Here is a 17,042-nt window from a genome sequence, read left to right as displayed (position 1 = left end):
TCATGGCGCGCGGGACGAGCCGTCACGCCGCCGCGAGCGGCTTCGAAACGTCCTCCAGGGACCGCCCCTCGGCCGCCGTGCCGAAGAGGCCGCCGACGATCGAGGCCACCGCCATCAGCGCGGCGCCGACGAGGTAGCCGCCGAAGACCGCGTCGCGGGAGCCGGTCTCGACGAGCGAGCCGAACAGCAGCGGCCCAGACACGCCGCCGATGCCGGTGCCGATCGCGTAGAAGCCGGCGATGGCCAGCGCCCGGATCTCCAGCGGGAAGGTCTCAGCCACCGTGAGGTAGGCGGCGCTCGCGGCGGCGGAGGCGAAGAAGAACACCACCATCCACACGCCGGTCTGTGCCCAGGCGCCGAACACCTCGATCTTGAACAGGTACCCCGCGCCCGCGAGCAGCAGCGCGGAGATGCCGTAGGTGAAGGCGATCATCGGGCGGCGGCCGACCGTGTCGAACAGGCGCCCCAGCAGCACCGGCCCGAGGAAGGAGCCGAGCGCGAACGGCAGCAGGTACCAGCCGACGCTGCCGCCGGGCACGCCGTAGAAGCGCTCCAGCACCAGGGCGTAGGTGAAGAACAGCGCGTTGTAGAAGAACGCCTGCGCGATCATCAGCGACAGCCCGACGAACGTCTGCCGGCGCGAGGTGCCGAACATCGTCCCGAACACTTCCGAGAGCGGCGTGTGGCTGCGGGTGCGCAGCTTCATGCGCTTGCCCGCGTCGACCGGCGGCAGGGTGTGGCCCTCGTCGGTGAAGCGCTTCTCGATGCCGGTGACGACCCGGTCGGCTTCCGCCGTGTAGCCGTGCGTCGCGAGCCAGCGCGGGCTCTCGGGGATCCAGGTGCGCAGCAGCAGGATCACGAGGCCGATGGCGCCGCCGGTGAAGAACGCGACGCGCCAGCCCCAGGCCGGGTCGATCACCTCGGGCTTCAGCAGGACGATCGACAGGAAGGAGCCGAGCGCCGCGCCGATCCAGAACGAGCCGTTGATGACGAGATCGGTCCAGCCGCGCACGCGGGCGGGGACGAGCTCCTGGATCGTCGAGTTGATCGCGGTGTACTCGCCGCCGATGCCGGCGCCGGTGAGGAAGCGGAAGATGCAGAAGGAATAGACGTTCCACGACAGGCCCGTCGCCGCGGTCGCCGCGAGGTAGAGGGCAAGCGTGATGAAGAACAGCTTCTTGCGGCCGATGCGGTCGGTGAGCCAGCCGAAGCCGAGCGCCCCCGTGACCGCGCCGACGAGGTAGGACGAGGCGGCCAGGCCGACGTCAAACTCGGTGAAGCTCATCGGCGCCTTGCGCAGCGCCCCGACCAGCGCCCCGGCGAGCGTCACCTCGAGCCCGTCGAGCACCCAGGTGATGCCGAGCGCCACGATGACGAGGACGTGGAACCGGCCCCAGGGCAGCCGGTCCAGTCGCGCCGAGATGTCGGTGTCGACGACCGTGCCCATGGGGGCGCGCTCGGGCGTCTTCTCGCCCGAGGCCGTCTCGACTTTGGTCGCCATGACTGTGTTTACCTTGACTCGAGACTGCTGTTCAGAACGGCGGAGACCAACAAAAGGTTCGGCCGAGCTTTCATCGTTGCGGGCTTTGATGGCGGCATCACCGTGGATGCTCCCCATGAAGCCTCGCCCCGACGTCCGCAAGACAGGGCGCCTCCCGCCCCGCCATTCCTTGGCCGCCCGTTCCGGAGCCCGCCGCCTCGGCCCCTGCCTGCGCGTGGCGATCCTGGGCACGGCCGCGCTCGCCGGCCTCGCCATCGTGCCGACGCACGGCGCCGACGCGACGCTCGCCCGGGACCGGCAGCCGGTCGCGATGTCCGGCGCCGACCGCTGGCGCCTGCGCCCGGCCCAGACCAACATCGTCCTGCCCGCGGCCGCGCAGGCGCGGGTGCGCCCGGCGATGCCGATCCCCGAGGAGCGCCGCCGCGTCCGGCAGGTCTACCCGGCCTACACCGAGATGCGGTGACATCGCCGGGCGCGGGCGTCAGGCGTCGGCGCGCGGATCGAGCGCGTCGGCCAGCCCGTCGCCGAGCCGGTTGAGCGCGACCAGCGTCGCGACCAGGAACGCCGCCGGCCCGGCGAGCATGTGGGGGGCGGATTCGAGGCTGCGCGCGCCCTCCGCGATCAGCACGCCCCAGCTCGTCGCCGGCTCCTGCACCCCGAGGCCGAGGAACGACAGGAAGCTTTCCAGCAGGATCACCCGCGGCACCAGCAGCGTGGCGGCCACCGTCACCGGCCCGAGGGTGTTGGGCACGATGTGCCGGCGCAGGATGGTCGCGGCTGAGAGCCCCAGCGCCTCGGCGGCGCGGACGAAGTCGCGGCGGCGCAGCGCCAGCGTCTGGGCGCGGACGATGCGGGCCATGTCGAGCCATTCCACGGCGCCGATCGCGATCAGGATCAGCACGAGGCTCGCGCGGAAGAACACCACCAGCACGATCACGAAGAACACGAACGGCAGGGCATAGAGGATGTCGACGACGCGCATCATCGCGGCGTCGACGGCCCCGCCGGCGAAGCCCGCCACGGCGCCGTAGACGATGCCGACGCCGAGGGCGACCAGCGTCGCGGTGAGCCCGATCAGCAGCGAGACGCGGCCGGCCACGAGGCTGCGGCTGAGCAGGTCGCGCCCGTGCACGTCGGTGCCGAGGAGGAAGTGCAGCCTGCGGACCGGCACCGCGACGGTGAGGCGCCGCCCCTCGTCGTCGCGGGCGACGATGCGCGGCTCGCCGAACAGGTCGGAGCGCGGCAGGTAGACGAGGCCGCGCGCGTCGATGGGCGCCTCCGAGGCCAGCACGAGGCGGAGCACGCCGTCCGCCGTCTCGGCCTGCGCGACCGCGGCGCGGATGCGGAAGGCGAGGCGATCGAGCGCCGGCCTCAGATGATCCGCGTCGGGCTGCGCCGCGAAGCCGGGGGGAAGCTGGCGCAGGTCGGGGTAGGTCCGCTCCGGCGCATGGCCGGTGAGGAAAGGGCCGACGAGGCAGGCGAGCGTCAGCAGGACAAGCACGGCGAAGGCCGCCGTCGCGCCGCGATGGCGCGAGAGCCGCAGCAGCGCGCGGCGCGTCGGCGGCAGGCGCGGGGGTAGGCTCACGCGTGCAGCCGAAGGCGCGGGTCGAGCCACGCGGAGACGAGGTCGGCGACGAGGTTGAGGGCGACGACGAGGACTGCGACCAGCACCACCGTCCCCATCACCAGCGTGTAGTCGCGGTTCAGCGCGCCCTCGACGAAGTAGCGGCCGATCCCGGGCAGGCCGAAGATGGTCTCGACCACCACCGAGCCGGTGAGCAGGGCGGCCCAGAGCGGCCCGAGGATCGCGACGACCGGCAGCAGCGCGCCGCGCAGCGCGTGGCGGGCGACGCGCCAGGGCGGCAGGCCGAGGCTGCGCATCGTCCGCACGTGCTGCGCGCGCAGCGCCTCCGCCATCGCCGCGCGGGTGAGCCGGGCGATGCCCGCGGCCTGCGGCAGCGCCAGGGTGATCACCGGCAGCACGAGATGCGTCGGCGCGCCGCCCTCCCAGCCGCTCACCGGCAGCCAGCGCAGCGACAGGCCGAAGGCGATCTGCAGCAGCGGCGCGACGACGAAGCTCGGGACCGAGAGACCGAGGGAGGCGCCCGCCCCGACGAGGCGGTCGAGCCATCCGCCGCGGCGGTAGGCCGCCAGCGTGCCGAGGCCGACCCCGAGGATCAGCGAGACGGCGAGCGCCAAGCCGCCCAGGATCATCGAGACCGGCAGGCCGCGGGCGAACAGGTCCGCGACGGTGAGGTCGCGAAACGAGAAGGACGGCCCGAGGTCGCCCCGCGCCAGGGCGGCGAGGTAGCGCCCGAACTGCACCGCCAGCGGCTGGTCGAGCCCATAGACCCGCCGCAGGTTGTCCATGGCCGCCGGTGCCAGCGGCCGCTCCAGGTCGAACGGGCCGCCGGGCGCGAGCCGCATCAGGAAGAAGCTCGCCGCGATCACCACGAACAGGGTCGGGACCGCCTGCAGCAGCCGGCGCAGGACGTAGCCGGTCATGGGCGATCGGGGCGTCGGAGGCGACGATGCCGCGTCGGAGCGTTCACGCCCGTCGCGCTTCGCGATACCCGGCCCAGATCCCGATCCCGAGCGAGGCCGGCAGCGTGACGGCGAGGTTCGTGCCGTGATTGAGGTAGAGATCGCCGAAGAACAGCATCGCGAACACGAAGACCCCGAGCAGGATCGGGTGACGCCTGGAGCGGGCCGGGTCGGGCGCCGGCGGTGCGACGTCGTCCATGGAATGCTCCGCTGCCGATGGTCCCGCCCTGTATCGGTCTCCCGCCCCGGCGAGACAAGCGCCGGGGACACGTGCTCAGCCCACCAGCCGCAGAAACCGCGTCGGCGCGGCGTTGCGCAGGTTCGGCACGTAGCCGTGCAGGCGCGGCGAGATCAGGGCCTTCGAGCGCGTGTGCATCACCGGGATCCAGGGCAGGTCGCGCATCGCGAGGCTCTCGGCGCGGGACAGCAGGTCGGCGCGGGCGGCGAGGTCGCGCTCGGCGGCGGCCTCGGCCAGGAGGGCGTCGTACGCGGGGTTCGACCAGTGGCCGGGATTCATGCCGTCGTTGCCGGTGGTGAGCAGGAACAGGAAGTTCTGCGGGTCCGAGTAGTCGGCGATCCAGGACATGCGGGCGACGTCGAAGTCGCCGCCGTCGCGCAGGTAGGCGAAGTGGGTCTTGGCGTCGGTGTAGACGAACCGGGTCTCGATCCCGAGGCCGCGCCACATCTCGGCGACGGCGACGGCGGTGTTGCGGTTGTTGTCGCTGGTGTTGAAGCGGTACTCGACGCGCAGCGGCCGATCCGGCCCGAAGCCCGCTTCCGTGAGCAGGCGCCTCGCCGTGTCCTCGTTGTCGATGGGGAGGCGGGTGCGCCCCTCGGTCTCCGGCGGCGTCCGGTAGTTGTCGAGGCCGGGCGGGCACAGCGAGTAGGCCGGGCTCATGGTGCCGCCCCACAACGCCGCGGCGAGGTATTCGCGGTCGAGCGCCAGCGAGAGGGCGCGGCGGACGCGGACGTCGTCGAAGGGCGGCTTGCGCGTGTTCACCGCCAGGGCGTAGAGCCCGAGCGAGGGTCCCAGCACCACCTGATCGCCGAAGCGGCGGCGGAGCGACGCCATCTGGTCGCCCGGCAGGTCGGCCAGCGAATCGAGCTCGCCCGCATCGTAGCGGCGCACCGCGCTCGAGAGGTCCGGCGTCGGCACGAAGGCGACCTGCGCGATCGCGACCTCGGCCGCCGCGTGGAAATGCGGGTTGCGCCTGAGCACGATGCGGTCGTTCGGCACCGAATCCGCCAGGGCATAGGGGCCGTTCGAGACCAGGTTGCCCGGCCGGGTGAAGCCGTCGCCGAAGCGCTCGACCGAGGGGCGGTGCACCGGCAGCGCGGTCTGGTGCGTCAGCAATTCGAGGAGGTAGGGGGTTGGCGCCTCCAGCGCGATCGTCAGCGTGCGCGGGTCCGGCGCCGCGACCCCGAGCGCCGTCGCCGGCATCGTGCCGCGGTTGATAGCGGCCGCGTTGCGGATCGGAAACAGCACCTCGGCGTACTTCGCCGCCGTCTCCGGCGCGAGGATGCGGCGCAGGGAATAGACGAAGGCCTCGGCCTCGACCGGATCGCCGTTCGACCAGCGCCCGCCTTCGCGCAGGGTGAAGGTGTAGGTCAGCGCATCGTCCGAGATGCGCCAGGATTCCGCCGCGCCGGGGACGATGGCGCCGCGATTGTCGTAGGTGAGAAGGCCGTCGTAGAGGTCGCGCAGGATGTGCGCCTCGGCCACCGTCGAGGAGCGATGCGGATCGAGGGTCTCGGGATCGGCGTCGTTGCCGCGCCGATACGTGGCCTCCGGCGCCGCTCCGGCCCCGCCGGCCGAGCCCGCGAGCAGCAGGGCGCCGGCGCCGATCAGCCAGCCACGGCGCGGCAGGCGCATCGGCTCAGGCGCCGGTCTCGGGCACGAGCCCGGCGGCCTCGATGCCGGCGACCGCGCAGATCTCGTCGTTGTCCGAGGTGTCGCCGGAGATGCCGACGGCGCCGAGAAGGCGCCCGTCGGCCGCACGGACCAGCACGCCGCCCGGGACCGGCACCAGGGCCGCCGGCCCGACAACGTGGCTCACCGCGGCGACGAAGTAGGGCTGCGCCTCGGCGCGGGCGTGGATCGCCCGCGAGCCGAGGCCGAGCGCGAGCGCGCCGTTGGCCTTGCCCATCGCGATCTCGGCGCGGCGGAGCGAGGTGCCGTCCTCCGCCTGGACACATTTTAGAGAACCGCGATCGTCATATACAACCACCGCAAGCGGCTTCAGGCCGCGCGTTCGCGCCGTCTCCAGGGCGGTGGCGACGATGGTGCGGGCGGCCTCGAGCGTCAGGTCGATCATCGGAACCGAGGGGGATCTTGGGGGGACGGACGGCCGCGCGGACGGTCCGCGACGGCCAGGGATCAGGACAGGGAGGCGATCGACGGTGCGTCGCGCGATCATCCATATCGGAATGCCCCGGACGGGGTCCACATCGCTGCAGCAGGTGCTGGCCAACCTGCGGCCGCGGCTGGCGGAAGCCGGCCTGCTCTACCCGGACCTCGCACCCGAAGGCGCCCAGCCCGGGTCCGACGTCAATCACCAGGGATTGGGCGAGGCGCTCGACGGGCGGCGGCCGAAGGCGGAGCGCCGCGCGATGCTTGCGCGCCTCGATCGCGTCCTGTCCGCGACGGACGCCGACACGGTGATCCTGTCCTACGAGGACTTCTCGGTGCAGCGGCCGAGCTTCGGCGTGCCCCGGACGCTGTCCGAGGCGTTCGCCCGCCGGGGCTTCGCGATGGAGGTCGTGATGGCGGTCAAGCCGCCGTTCGAGTTCCTGAACTCCGCCTACGCCCACCGCGCGCAACTGGTGAAGGAGCCGCGCAGCTTCCGCGAATACGCCCGTGCGAACCGCCGCTCCGGGCGGCTCGACTATCGCGCGCTGATCGCGCCCTGGGCGCGGGCGACGGACGGCGCCGTCACCGCCGTGCCGCTGCGCGACGCGCGCTCCGACGCGACGCTGGTCGAGCGGTTCGTCGCCGCGCTCGGGCTGACCGCGCGGCTCGCGCCGATGATGGACGCCGACGCCCTGCGGACCGTGATCAACCGCAGTTCCGGGCCGCTCGCCGTCGAGGCCTCGCGCCGCCTGCGGCACCTCCGGGTCCACCGCCAGGTGGAGGGCCACCCGCGCCGGATCGGCCACGTCCTCGACCAGGCGGCGTGGTCGCGCGGTCTCGATCCGGAGCCGTTCCGCGGCGACGCTCCGGACCTCGCCGAGGAGATCGCCGACCGCTTCGCCGCCACCTGCGCGCGCTTCGCCGACCTCGCCTGGGGCCTGCCGTGGGATCGCGTCGTCGCCGCGGCGCCGGCACGGGCGCCGAACGAGTGGGCCGGGCGGCCGATCCCGCCGGAGACCGAGGCGCAGATCGCGCTCCTGATGCGCGAGACGATGCGCCGCTTCGATTTCCGCAGGCCTCCGGCGTGGCGCCGGATCCCGGCCGAGTGCGCCGAGAGCGCCGCGTTGGGCGCGGCGCGCCTGATCGGCTTCGAATCACGCTGGCGCGTCAGCTGAGCGGCCCCTGTGCGAAGGGCCGTCGCGGGCTAGTTCCGGCGGCGACCCGTCCGCAGGAGACCCGACGATGGCCGAGACCGCCAGACCGCACGTGATCTGCCACATGACCAGCTCCGTCGACGGGCGGATCAAGACCCGCCGCTGGGGGATCGACGCCGACGGCCATTACGAGACGGTGCACGCGCGCCTCGACGGCGATGCCTGGATGTGCGGCCGCGTCACCATGCAGGGCTACGCCGACAGCGCCACGCCGCTCGCCGCCCCGCCCGCCGATGACGGCCCGGTGCCGCGCGAGGACCACGTCGCCCGGCGCGACGCGTCCGGCTACGCGGTGGCCCTCGACGCGAAGGGTCGCCTCGACTGGGGCGCGCGGAACGAGATCACCGGCGATCACGTGGTGGTGGTCCTGACCGAGGCCGTCCCCGACGCGCATCTGAGACGCCTGCGGGCGGGCGGGCAATCCTACCTGTTCGCCGGCACCGAGACGATCGACTTCGCGCTGGCGGTGGAGAAGCTCGGCCGCCTGTTCGGCATCGCCCGCCTCCTGGTCGAGGGCGGCGGCGGCCTCAACGGCTCGATGCTGCGGGCCGGCGTGATCGACGAGCTCAGCCTGCTGCTCGCCCCGGCCGTCGACGGCCTTCGCGGCACGCCCGCGGTGTTCGACGTCGACGGCACCGAGGCCGACTCGCTCGGGGCCAAGCGCCGGCTCGAGCTGAGATCCTGCGAGACCCTGTCCGGCGGGGTGGTCTGGCTCCGCTATCGCGTCGCCGCGGCCTGAGCGGTCAGGCGAGGCCGGCGAAGAACCCGTCGAAGAGCCCCGTCACCGTCGCCGGGTCCTCGAAATGCGGGAAGGCCCCGGTCGGCAGGGCCCGGATCGTCCAGTTCGGCCGGGCGGCGAAGCGCGGCGCGTCGCGGAAGTCGACGAAGTCGCCGCGGCTGCCGTGGAGCATCAGCACCGGGAGCGTCAGCGCCTCGTAGAGCGTGGTGGCGTCGGTCGGGAACAGGTGGCCGGCCACGAAGCAGTAGGGCGCGTGCCGCGCCCCGGGCTGGTGGGCCGAGCGGTAGTCGTAGGCGAACAGCCCCTCGTCGATCCGCTTCGAGCCGAAGGTCTTCTGCAGGAAGAAGCGCATGCTCGGGCGGCTGACGAGGAGGGCGAACAGCGCCGGCCCGAGGAGGCGCGAATCGACGATCGCACGGACGCGCGGGCTGCCGCGGTCGCCGCCCGCCGGCCCGCGCCCGGAGAGGCGCCGGTCGAACCCGGTCGGGCTGATCAGGCCGATCGCACGATAGGCCTCCGGCCGCTCGACCACGGCGCGGGCGAGGTAGGAGGCCGAGAGCGAGAGCGCGATCGCGTCGATGCGGACGCCGCCGTGCCGGCGCGCGATCGCGTCGGCGACGGCGTGGATCGCGTCCGCCATCACCCGCGGGTTGTAGAGCCGGCGCGAACGTTCGGAGAAGCCGAAGCCCGGCAGATCGAGGGCGTAGACCGGGCGCCGCCCCTGCGCATGCAGGTAGAGCGGGCGGACCTCGTAGGCGTTGGCGGCGGCGTTGATCGAGTGGATCAGCAGCAGCGGCATCCCTTCGGCCTCGGCCGAGCCGTAGACGCTCACCCGGCCGGCCGCCGTGTCGATCACCTCCCGCCGCCCGGGAAGGGCAGGGGGTAAGCCGTCGGAGCTCGTCGCCATCGCCTTGCGCCTCGTCTCGGGACGGATCGGTCGTCGCGACAACGGGATGAGCGGGCGGAACGTTGCCTGGCGCCGCCTGGTGCCTCGCCGTCGCATCGCGCCCTCGGCGCCGCACCCGGCAGCCGTTGACAGGGGGGCGGCGGTGTCGCGATCGTCCCCGGCCGAGGGGTGCCGGGTTCGTGGAACGCCGGATGCGCCGGCGACGCGAGGGAGTGACGGACCATGGCTCAGGCGGAGATCGGCGCGATCGAGCGCGCCACCCTGCGCACGGTGACGTGGCGCATCCTGCCGTTCCTGATGCTGGCCTACTTCGTCGCCTTCGTCGACCGGGTGAACGCGGGCTTCGCCGCCCTGCAGATGAACCAGGACATCGGCCTGTCGCCGGCGCAGTTCGGCCTCGGCGGCGGCCTGTTCTACGTGTCCTACGTGCTGTGCGAGGTGCCGAGCAACGTCGCGATGGAGCGCTTCGGCGCCCGCATCTGGCTCGCGCGGATCATGATCACCTGGGGGCTCGTCTCGGCCGGGATGGCCTTCGTCGTGGGCCCGGTCTCGTTCTACGCGGTGCGCCTGCTGCTCGGGGCGGCCGAGGCCGGGTTCTTCCCCGGCGTGATCCTCTACCTGACCTACTGGTACCCGCGCGCCTATCGCGGGCGGATCGTGGCGATCTTCATGGTCGCGATCCCGATCTCGAGCTTCCTCGGGTCGCCGCTCTCAGCCTGGCTGCTCGGCACCGACGGGATGCTCGGCTTCCGCGGCTGGCAGTGGCTGTTCCTGATCGAGGCGGTGCCGGCGGTGCTGCTCGGCATCCTCGCCTTCGTCCTGCTGCCGGACGGCCCCGCCCGCGCGAGCTGGCTGACGCCGCAGCAGCGCGCCTGGCTCACCGAGCGCCTGGCGGACGACCGGGCCTCGGTGGTGGAGGGCGCGGGGAGGCCCGCCGGCCACCTCTCGCTGCGGCAGGTGATGACCAACCGCTACGTGCTCGCCGCCTCGCTGATCTACGCCGGCGCCTCCGGGGCGAGCCAGTGCCTGTCGCTGTGGCAACCGCAGATCATCAAGTCCTTCGGCCTGACCAACCTCGAGACCGGGCTGCTGAACGCGATCCCCTTCGGCATCGCCTCGGTGCTGATGATCGTCTGGGGGCGGTCCTCGGACAGGCGGCGCGAGCGCGTCTGGCACACCGCGCTGCCGCTCGGGCTGCTGGCCGCCAGCCTCGCCGCGTCCGTGCTGACGAGCCAGCTCTGGCCGACGATCCTGATCCTGTGCCTCGCCATCACCGCGACCTACACCGTGAAGGGCCCGTTCTGGGCGCTCTCGACCGAATGGCTCTCGGCGGGCGCGGCCGCGGCCGGCATCGCCCAGATCAACGCCATCGGCAACATCGGCGGGTTCCTCGGCACCTACCTCCTCGGCGTCATCAAGGACGCGACGGGAAGCTACCCGCTGGGGCTGATGCCGCTGGTGATCCTCTCCGCCATCGGCTGCGCCCTGGTGCTGGGGCTCGGAAAGGCGAAGTCGCCGGCGCCCGCGCCGGCGCGGGCCTGAGGCCACCGGGAGAGGGGACCGGCGCCTTACCTAGTTCAGGGCATGGCCCGCGTGACCGCCCCTGCCGATGTCGACGCCGCGACAGCCACTGGCCCCTCCCATCGGTCCCGAACCGATGCGAACGCCCGCACGACCGGCAGCACCGCCTTCGCGAGCCGGATCTGGCCGGGCAGTCGCGGGACGCTCAGCGGCGCGTGCTTCAGCTTCGGGCTGGCGCGCTCGGCCTCCGCGACGACCTGGCCGACAAGGGGGAGGGCGGCGATCCGCGCCGCCTCGTCCGCCGGGATGCCGAGGCGGCGCGCCCAGGCCGTGCTCGCCCCGAGCCGGCCGGAGGCATGGAGCCGGCGCAGGCGGCGGCGCCAGAGGTAGCGATGGAGCGCGCGCGGCACCGGTTCGAGTCGCGCGTCGCAGAGCGCGCCGGGATCCTCGCAGCGGGAGCGGATGGTGTCGGCAACCCCGCCCGGCGCCCGGCCGGTGAGGCGGGCGGAGATGAACACCATCACCGCCGGGTCGTGGCGGACCCGGAACCCGTGCGCGAGGAGGCGGGCGACGAAGGCGCCGTCCTCGCCGAGGGCGATCTCCGGCATGCCGCCGACCCGGGCGTAGGCGTCGCGGCTGACGGCGAGCGTCGCGCCGATGGTGGTGCGGTGGCACGGCCACGGGTCGTTCGGATCGGGGTCGATCCGCGCCTCCGCCTCGGTCAGGAGCGCGCTGTAGGCGTCTTCCAGGCGTCCGCGGGCCGGGAGCGAGGGCGGCAGCAGGGCCGCCTCCTCGGGGATCAGCTCGACCCGGCCCGCGACCGCGTCGGCGCCGGCCGCGAGCGCGCGCAGGTTGGCGAAGACCCAGTCCGGCGGCACGCGGCTGTCGGCGTCGGTGGACAGGATGGTGCCGGCGCCGCCGAGCCAGCCGGCGGCCGCGTCCATCGCCTTGCGCCGGGCCCAGCCGGCATGGGCGCTGGCATATTCCATTTCGATCACCCGCACCGGCACGGAAAGCCGCGACACCAGCTCGGCGACGATGCGGGCGGTGTCGTCCGTGCAGTTGTTGAGGAAGAGCACGATGCCGAGGCGGCCCGGGGCCAAGCCCTGCTGCGCATCGAGGGCGTCGAGGCAGAAGCCGATGCGCTCGGCCTCGTTGCGCACGGGGATGGCGACGACCGTGTCCGGCCCACCGGCCGCCGGCGTCGTCGGCGCGATGGCATCGAGCACGACCGTATCAGGCATCATCCATCCTCGATCGCCGACGCTCTCCCGCACGGCGACGGTTCGTATCGTGGAACGTCGACATCCTGTCGCGGGCCGCGCCTGTACAGGGGCTGAAGGCCGATCAGGCCGCCGCCTCGATCTCCCCGCTCACCGAGAGCCATTCCTCCTCGGCGGCCCCGAGCGCCGCGACCGCGTCGGCGCGCATCTTCGCAATCTCGCCGGCCTTGGCCGCGTTCTGGAGGAAGGCGGTGCCGTCGCCGAGCGCCGCGTCGATCTTGGCGATGGCGGCGGTGAGCTTGTCCATGCGCGCCTCCAAGCCTTCGAGCCGCTTGCGCAAGGGGGCAAGCGCGGCGCGGCGCTCCACCGCCGAGCGCCGCGCCTCGGCCTGCTTGCCGCCCGAGGCGTCCTCGTCGCGGGCGGCGTCGCGCTCGGGACCGGCCAGCACGAGGCGCCGGTAATCGTCCATGTCGCCGTCGAAGGTTTTCACGGAGCCGTCGGCGACCAGCCAGAGCCGGTCGGCGCAGGCCTCGACCAGGAAGCGGTCGTGGCTGACCAGGATGACCGCGCCCTCGTAGTCGTTGATCGCCTCGACCAGCGCCTGCCGGCTCTCGATGTCGAGGTGGTTGGTCGGCTCGTCGAGGATCAGCAGGTGCGGCCCCTCGAAGGCGGCGAGCCCCATCAGCAGGCGGGCCTTCTCGCCGCCCGAGAGCTGCGAGACCGGCGTGTCCGCCTTGTTGGCGGGAAACCCGAGCCGGGCGGTGGCGGCGCGCACCCGCGCCTCGGGGGCGTCCGGCATCAGCGTGCGCAGGTGCGCCACCGCGTTCTCGGCCGGGCGCAGCTCGTCGAGCTGATGCTGGGCGAAGTAGGCGACCTTCATCTTCGAGGAGCGGCGCAGCTCGCCGGACAGCGCGTCGAGCCGGCCGCCGATGAGCTTGCAGAAGGTCGATTTGCCGTTGCCGTTGGCGCCGAGCAACGCGACGCGGTCGTCGGGGGCGAGGCTGAGGTTGAGGCCCGAGAGCACGATGCGGTCGGGGTAGCCGGCCGCCACCCGCTCCATCGCCACGATCGGCGGCGAGAGCGGCTTCTCCGGGCTCGGCAGGTGGATCACCGGCACGTCGTCCTCGATCAGCCCGGCGATCGGCACCATCTTAGCGAGCTTCTTGACGCGCGACTGCGCTTGGCGCGCCTTCGTCGCCTTGGCCTTGAACCGGTCGATGAAGCTCTGGAGATGCGCCCGCTCGGCATCCTGCTTCACCTTGGCCTTGGCCTGCAGCATCCGCTTCTCGGAGAGCTGCTTGGCGAAGGAGGTGTAGCCGCCGCGGTAGATCGTCAGCTTGCCGCGGTCGAGGTGCAGGATGTGGTCGACCGACTCGTCGAGCAGGTCGCGGTCGTGGGAGATGATGATCGCGGTGCGGGGATAGCGCTCGAGGTAGTCGTAGAGCCAGATCGTGCCCTCGATGTCGAGGTAGTTGGTCGGCTCGTCCAGCAGCAGCAGGTCGGGCTCGGAGAACAGCACCGCGGCGAGCGCCACGCGCATCCGCCAGCCGCCCGAAAAGTCCGAGCACGGCCGGTTCTGCGCCGCCGCGTCGAAGCCGAGGCCGTGCAGGATCGCCGCCGCGCGGGCCGGCGCCGAATGCGCGCCGATGTCGACGAGCCGCGTCTCGATCTCGGCACGGCGCAGCCCGTCGGCGCCCTCCGCCTCGGCCATGAGCTTCGCGCGCTCGGTGTCGGCGGCGAGCACGACCGCATGGAGCGTTTCGGGCCCGGCCGGCGCTTCCTGCGCCACCGCGCCGATGCGCATGCCCTTGGGCATCGAGACCGCGCTCGCATCCACCGGCCACTCGCCGAGGATCGCCTTGAACAAGGTGGTCTTGCCGGCGCCGTTGCGGCCGACGAGGCCGACGCGGGCGCGGTCGGGGATCGAGAAGCTCGCGCCGTCGAGGATCAGGCGCTCGCCGATGCGGAGGGTGAGGTCGTTGACGCGGAGCATGGGGCGTTCTGGCGAGACCGGCGCCCGGTGGCAAGCGTGCGGTGCCATGCGCTTGAGCCGTGGGATGCCTCAGACCAGGTCCCAAGCCGTCGGGTCGGACATGAGCTTGGCGACCAGCGCGTGGTTGAGCTCGTGCCCGGTATGGGCCGCCGTCAGCCGCCCGAGGATCGGATGGCCGGCGAGCGCGAGGTCGCCGACGAGGTCGAGGACGCGGTGGCGCACCGGCTCGTCGGGCACCCGCATCCCGCCGACGATGCCCCCGCGCACGATCATCGCCGCCGAGCGCACGCCGCAGCCCTGCAGGAATGGCTTGCGCGTCGCGAAGCCGTAGGCGCGCCCGAGCATCGCGCGCCAGTAGCGCCCGAAGCTGCGCGCCGGCGCGATCTCCGCGAGGAACACGTCCGGCGTGACCGGGCCGGACCAGTCGAGCGGGCCGAAATGCGCCAGCGCGAGGTGGGCGGAGACGTGGAGCCCGTCATGCGGCGCGATGCGCAGCGTGCGCCGGCCGTCCACCACCTCGACGGTTCGCAGCACCCGGATCATGCGGCGCGGCTCGCCACTCTCGATCCGGCCCGCCGCGCGGATCGCGCGGCACCAGGGCACCGCGCTGCCGTCGAAGATCGGAAGCTCCTCGGCATCGATCTCGACGAGCGCCTCGTCGATGCGCTCGGCCGAGAGCGCGGCGAGCAGGTGCTCGACGGTGCGGACCAGCGGCCCGTCCGGCGAGCGCAACGCCGTGCACAAAGGCTGGCGCTCGCGCAGGGTCCACACCGCCGGGACGTCGACCGTTCGCCCGCCGTGAAGCCGCCGGCGGAAGACGATGCCGTGCCCGGGCGGGGCCGGGCCGACGCGCACGGTCGCGCGGCGCCCGGTGTGAAGCCCGCGTCCCGCCAGCGTGAACGCGGCCCCGAGGGTCGCCCGACGACCGCCGAAACCGGGACCGGCCGGGGCGTGGCGCGCGTCGAGGGGGATCGAAATCGCCGCGCGTCCCGGCGCGAAAAGGTCGGGCGGTGAGGCCGGAGGCCTTCGATCGGGGGGCAACAGGCGCGGCATTCCGGATCCCGGGCGCCCTCGCAGGCCGAATGCGGTCCTTCACCTAAGCGACGTCGGCGCGAACGGGAAATCACAGTCTCGCGTAGTCCGGCGCGGCCCCATCCACCTCCATCGCCAACGGTCGGCTTGACCGGTGACGACCCGGTCGTCACGATCCCGCAACAAGCTCGACGACGCGATGCTCCGGGTCGGGCCGGTCGCGCGGACTTTCAGACGGTCCGCGGCGCGGCGGTCCCGGCGCATCGCGAAGGGACCGGTTTTCGATGGCACGGCTCTCCACCATTCCGTTCTTCAAGGAGCCGGGCATCGAGCTCGGCCCCTTCGAGACGCGCTGCCACTGGCGCCGCTTCGACGAGAACGAGGTGCTGGTCGACTTCGACGACGTCTCCACCGACGTCTACTTCCTCGCCACCGGCGAGGTGCGCATCCTCAACCGCACGCAGTCCGGCAAGGAGGTGATCCTGGGCGAGATGCGCGGCGGCGCGTTCTTCGGGGAGCTGTCGGCGCTGGACGGCGTCGGCCGCTCGGCCAACGTCACGGCGCTGACCCGCGGCGAGCTCTGCGTCGTCCCGGCCTCGGTGTTCCGGCAGATGGTGTTCGCCTCGGAAGCCATCGCCGACCGGCTGTTCCGCCTGCTGACCAAGCGCGTGCGCGAGCTCAACACCCGCCTGATGGAGCATGCGCTGCTCGACCTGCGCCACCGCCTCTATGCCGAGCTGCTGCGGCTCTCGGTGCCGCGGGCGGGCGGGGGCGACGAGCGGGTGGTGACGCCGCCGCCCTACCACCACGTGCTCGCCGCCCGCATCGGCTGCCGCCGCGAGCAGGTGACCCGCGAGTTCACGGTGATGGCGGCCGAGGGCCTCGTCGACCGCACCCGCGGCGCCCTGGTGATCCGCCGGCCGGACCTGCTGGAGGCCCGGGTCGCCGAGGCCCTGCGCGAGGACGGCTGAGCCCTTGTCCGCGCCGCTGCTGCGACTCGAGAACCTGACCAAGCGGTTCGGGGCCGGAACGGCCGTCGACGCCGTCTCCCTCGACCTGGCGGCGTCCGAGTTCTTCTGCCTGCTCGGGCCTTCGGGGTGCGGGAAGAGCACGCTGCTGCGCCTGATCGCCGGGTTCGAGGCGCCGAGCTCGGGCGCGATCCGCCTCGGCGACCAGGACCTCGCCGCGCTGCCGGCCCATCGCCGGCCGGTGAACATGATGTTCCAGTCCTACGCGCTGTTCCCGCACATGAGCGTCGGCCGGAACGTCGCCTACGGGCTCGATGGCCTCGTCGCCGGCCGCGCGGCGACGGCCGAGCGGGTCGCCGCGCTGCTGCGCCTCGTGCGCCTCGAGGGCTTCGCGGACCGCGCGCCGGCGACGCTCTCGGGCGGCCAGCGCCAGCGCGTGGCGTTGGCCCGGGCGCTCGCCCGCGAGCCGCGGGTGCTGCTCCTCGACGAGCCGATGGCGGCCCTCGACCGCACGCTGCGCGAGGAGACGCAGGCGGAGCTGCGCGCGCTGCAGCGCCGCCTCGCCACCACCTTCGTCGTCGTCACCCACGATCCCGCGGAGGCGATGACCCTGGCCGACCGCATCGGCGTGATGGATCGCGGCCGGCTCGTGCAGGTGGGCCGCCCGGCCGACCTCTACCGCCGGCCGGCCACGCGATTCGTCGCGGGCCTGCTCGGCGACGTGAACCTCATCCCCGGCCGCCTCGGGGCGGAGGAGCCCGGCCCGCATCGCGGCGTCGAGAGCGTGGTGGGACCGCTGCTTGCGCGCGCGCCGGACGCGCCGCTTTCCGCCGGCGCCGACATCGTCCTCGCCGTGCGTCCCGAAGACCTGAGCCTGAGCGGGGAGGGCGTGCCCGGGACGCTGATCGAGGAGACCTTCCTCGGCGACCGCACCCGCCGCGTCGTCCGCCTCGCCGACGGCACCTGCCTGCGCGCGACAACCGCGCCGGGCGAGGGCGCGCCGGCCGTGGGCGAAGCGGTCGCGGTCCGCTTCGCCCCCGATGCCGCGAC

16 protein-coding genes are annotated in these 17,042 nt (G+C 73.2%); 6 read left to right on the top strand and 10 right to left on the bottom strand.

Annotation, left to right across the window (positions count from 1 at the left end):
* Positions 1–22: 22 nt before the first annotated feature.
* Entirely contained in the window at positions 23–1,501 is a 1,479-nt protein-coding gene (locus MKK68_RS17980) for an MFS transporter (RefSeq protein ID WP_147843944.1), read from the bottom strand.
* A 115-nt stretch (positions 1,502–1,616) separates the two neighbouring features.
* Between MKK68_RS17980 and MKK68_RS17975 the strand changes: the two genes are divergently transcribed.
* Entirely contained in the window at positions 1,617–1,964 is a 348-nt protein-coding gene (locus tag MKK68_RS17975) for a hypothetical protein (protein ID WP_243937528.1), read from the top strand.
* Positions 1,965–1,982: 18 nt separating this feature from the next.
* On the opposite strand, the gene MKK68_RS17970 is transcribed toward MKK68_RS17975, so the two are convergent.
* The 5 genes from MKK68_RS17970 to MKK68_RS17950 form a co-directional block, all read right to left on the bottom strand.
* Positions 1,983–3,086, bottom strand: a complete 1,104-nt coding sequence (locus MKK68_RS17970; protein ID WP_244032069.1) for an ABC transporter permease — start codon at positions 3,084–3,086, stop codon at positions 1,983–1,985.
* The gene (locus MKK68_RS17965) at positions 3,083–4,006 is read right to left on the bottom strand and encodes an ABC transporter permease (protein WP_244032067.1); all 924 of its coding nucleotides are present in this window, start codon (positions 4,004–4,006) and stop codon (positions 3,083–3,085) included. Before MKK68_RS17965 ends, MKK68_RS17970 begins: the two co-directional genes overlap by 4 nt.
* A 43-nt stretch (positions 4,007–4,049) precedes the next feature.
* Positions 4,050–4,244: a hypothetical protein gene (locus tag MKK68_RS17960; RefSeq protein ID WP_147729510.1), complete on the bottom strand. Its 195-nt coding sequence runs from the start codon at positions 4,242–4,244 to the stop codon at positions 4,050–4,052.
* Between the two features lie 75 nt (positions 4,245–4,319).
* Entirely contained in the window at positions 4,320–5,918 is a 1,599-nt protein-coding gene (locus MKK68_RS17955) for a peptide ABC transporter substrate-binding protein (protein ID WP_147842659.1), read from the bottom strand.
* Positions 5,919–5,922: 4 nt separating this feature from the next.
* Positions 5,923–6,360: a GlcG/HbpS family heme-binding protein gene (locus MKK68_RS17950; protein ID WP_147729912.1), complete on the bottom strand. Its 438-nt coding sequence runs from the start codon at positions 6,358–6,360 to the stop codon at positions 5,923–5,925.
* A gap of 85 nt (positions 6,361–6,445) precedes the next feature.
* Here MKK68_RS17950 and MKK68_RS17945 point away from each other — a divergent pair, with 85 nt between their 5' ends.
* A complete protein-coding gene (locus MKK68_RS17945; RefSeq protein ID WP_244032059.1) occupies positions 6,446–7,570 on the top strand; it encodes a hypothetical protein in 1,125 nt (374 codons plus the stop codon).
* 67 nt (positions 7,571–7,637) lie between these two features.
* Positions 7,638–8,348 carry a dihydrofolate reductase family protein gene (locus MKK68_RS17940; RefSeq protein ID WP_147727452.1) on the top strand — a complete coding sequence of 237 codons (711 nt, stop codon included), beginning with the start codon at positions 7,638–7,640 and terminating at the stop codon, positions 8,346–8,348.
* Positions 8,349–8,352: 4 nt separating this feature from the next.
* On the opposite strand, the gene MKK68_RS17935 is transcribed toward MKK68_RS17940, so the two are convergent.
* The gene (locus tag MKK68_RS17935) at positions 8,353–9,255 is read right to left on the bottom strand and encodes an alpha/beta fold hydrolase (RefSeq protein WP_244032052.1); all 903 of its coding nucleotides are present in this window, start codon (positions 9,253–9,255) and stop codon (positions 8,353–8,355) included.
* A 222-nt stretch (positions 9,256–9,477) separates the two neighbouring features.
* Between MKK68_RS17935 and MKK68_RS17930 the strand changes: the two genes are divergently transcribed.
* Complete coding sequence (locus MKK68_RS17930; protein ID WP_244032050.1) at positions 9,478–10,797, top strand: MFS transporter; 1,320 nt, start codon at positions 9,478–9,480, stop codon at positions 10,795–10,797.
* Positions 10,798–10,832: 35 nt separating this feature from the next.
* Here the strand turns inward: MKK68_RS17930 and MKK68_RS17925 are convergent, their stop codons facing one another.
* From MKK68_RS17925 to MKK68_RS17915, 3 genes are all read right to left on the bottom strand, one after another.
* The gene (locus MKK68_RS17925) at positions 10,833–11,993 is read right to left on the bottom strand and encodes a glycosyltransferase (protein WP_409567266.1); all 1,161 of its coding nucleotides are present in this window, start codon (positions 11,991–11,993) and stop codon (positions 10,833–10,835) included.
* Between the two features lie 130 nt (positions 11,994–12,123).
* Positions 12,124–13,992, bottom strand: coding sequence for an ABC-F family ATP-binding cassette domain-containing protein (locus MKK68_RS17920; protein WP_243937540.1), 1,869 nt, complete (start codon positions 13,990–13,992; stop codon positions 12,124–12,126).
* A 69-nt stretch (positions 13,993–14,061) separates the two neighbouring features.
* A complete protein-coding gene (locus tag MKK68_RS17915) occupies positions 14,062–15,045 on the bottom strand; it encodes a UDP-3-O-acyl-N-acetylglucosamine deacetylase (RefSeq protein ID WP_244032042.1) in 984 nt (327 codons plus the stop codon).
* Positions 15,046–15,308: 263 nt separating this feature from the next.
* Between MKK68_RS17915 and MKK68_RS17910 the strand changes: the two genes are divergently transcribed.
* The gene (locus MKK68_RS17910; protein WP_147727456.1) at positions 15,309–15,995 is read left to right on the top strand and encodes a Crp/Fnr family transcriptional regulator; all 687 of its coding nucleotides are present in this window, start codon (positions 15,309–15,311) and stop codon (positions 15,993–15,995) included.
* A gap of 4 nt (positions 15,996–15,999) precedes the next feature.
* The coding region (locus MKK68_RS17905) for an ABC transporter ATP-binding protein (RefSeq protein ID WP_244032040.1) at positions 16,000–17,042 on the top strand (1,043 nt) is incomplete at its 3' end.

The sequence above is a fragment of the Methylobacterium sp. E-016 genome (genome assembly GCF_022829745.1).
Lineage (GTDB): Bacteria > Pseudomonadota > Alphaproteobacteria > Rhizobiales > Beijerinckiaceae > Methylobacterium.
The sequence above is the reverse complement of the archived record's forward strand: the minus strand, read 5'-3'. Positions and strand labels throughout refer to the sequence as shown.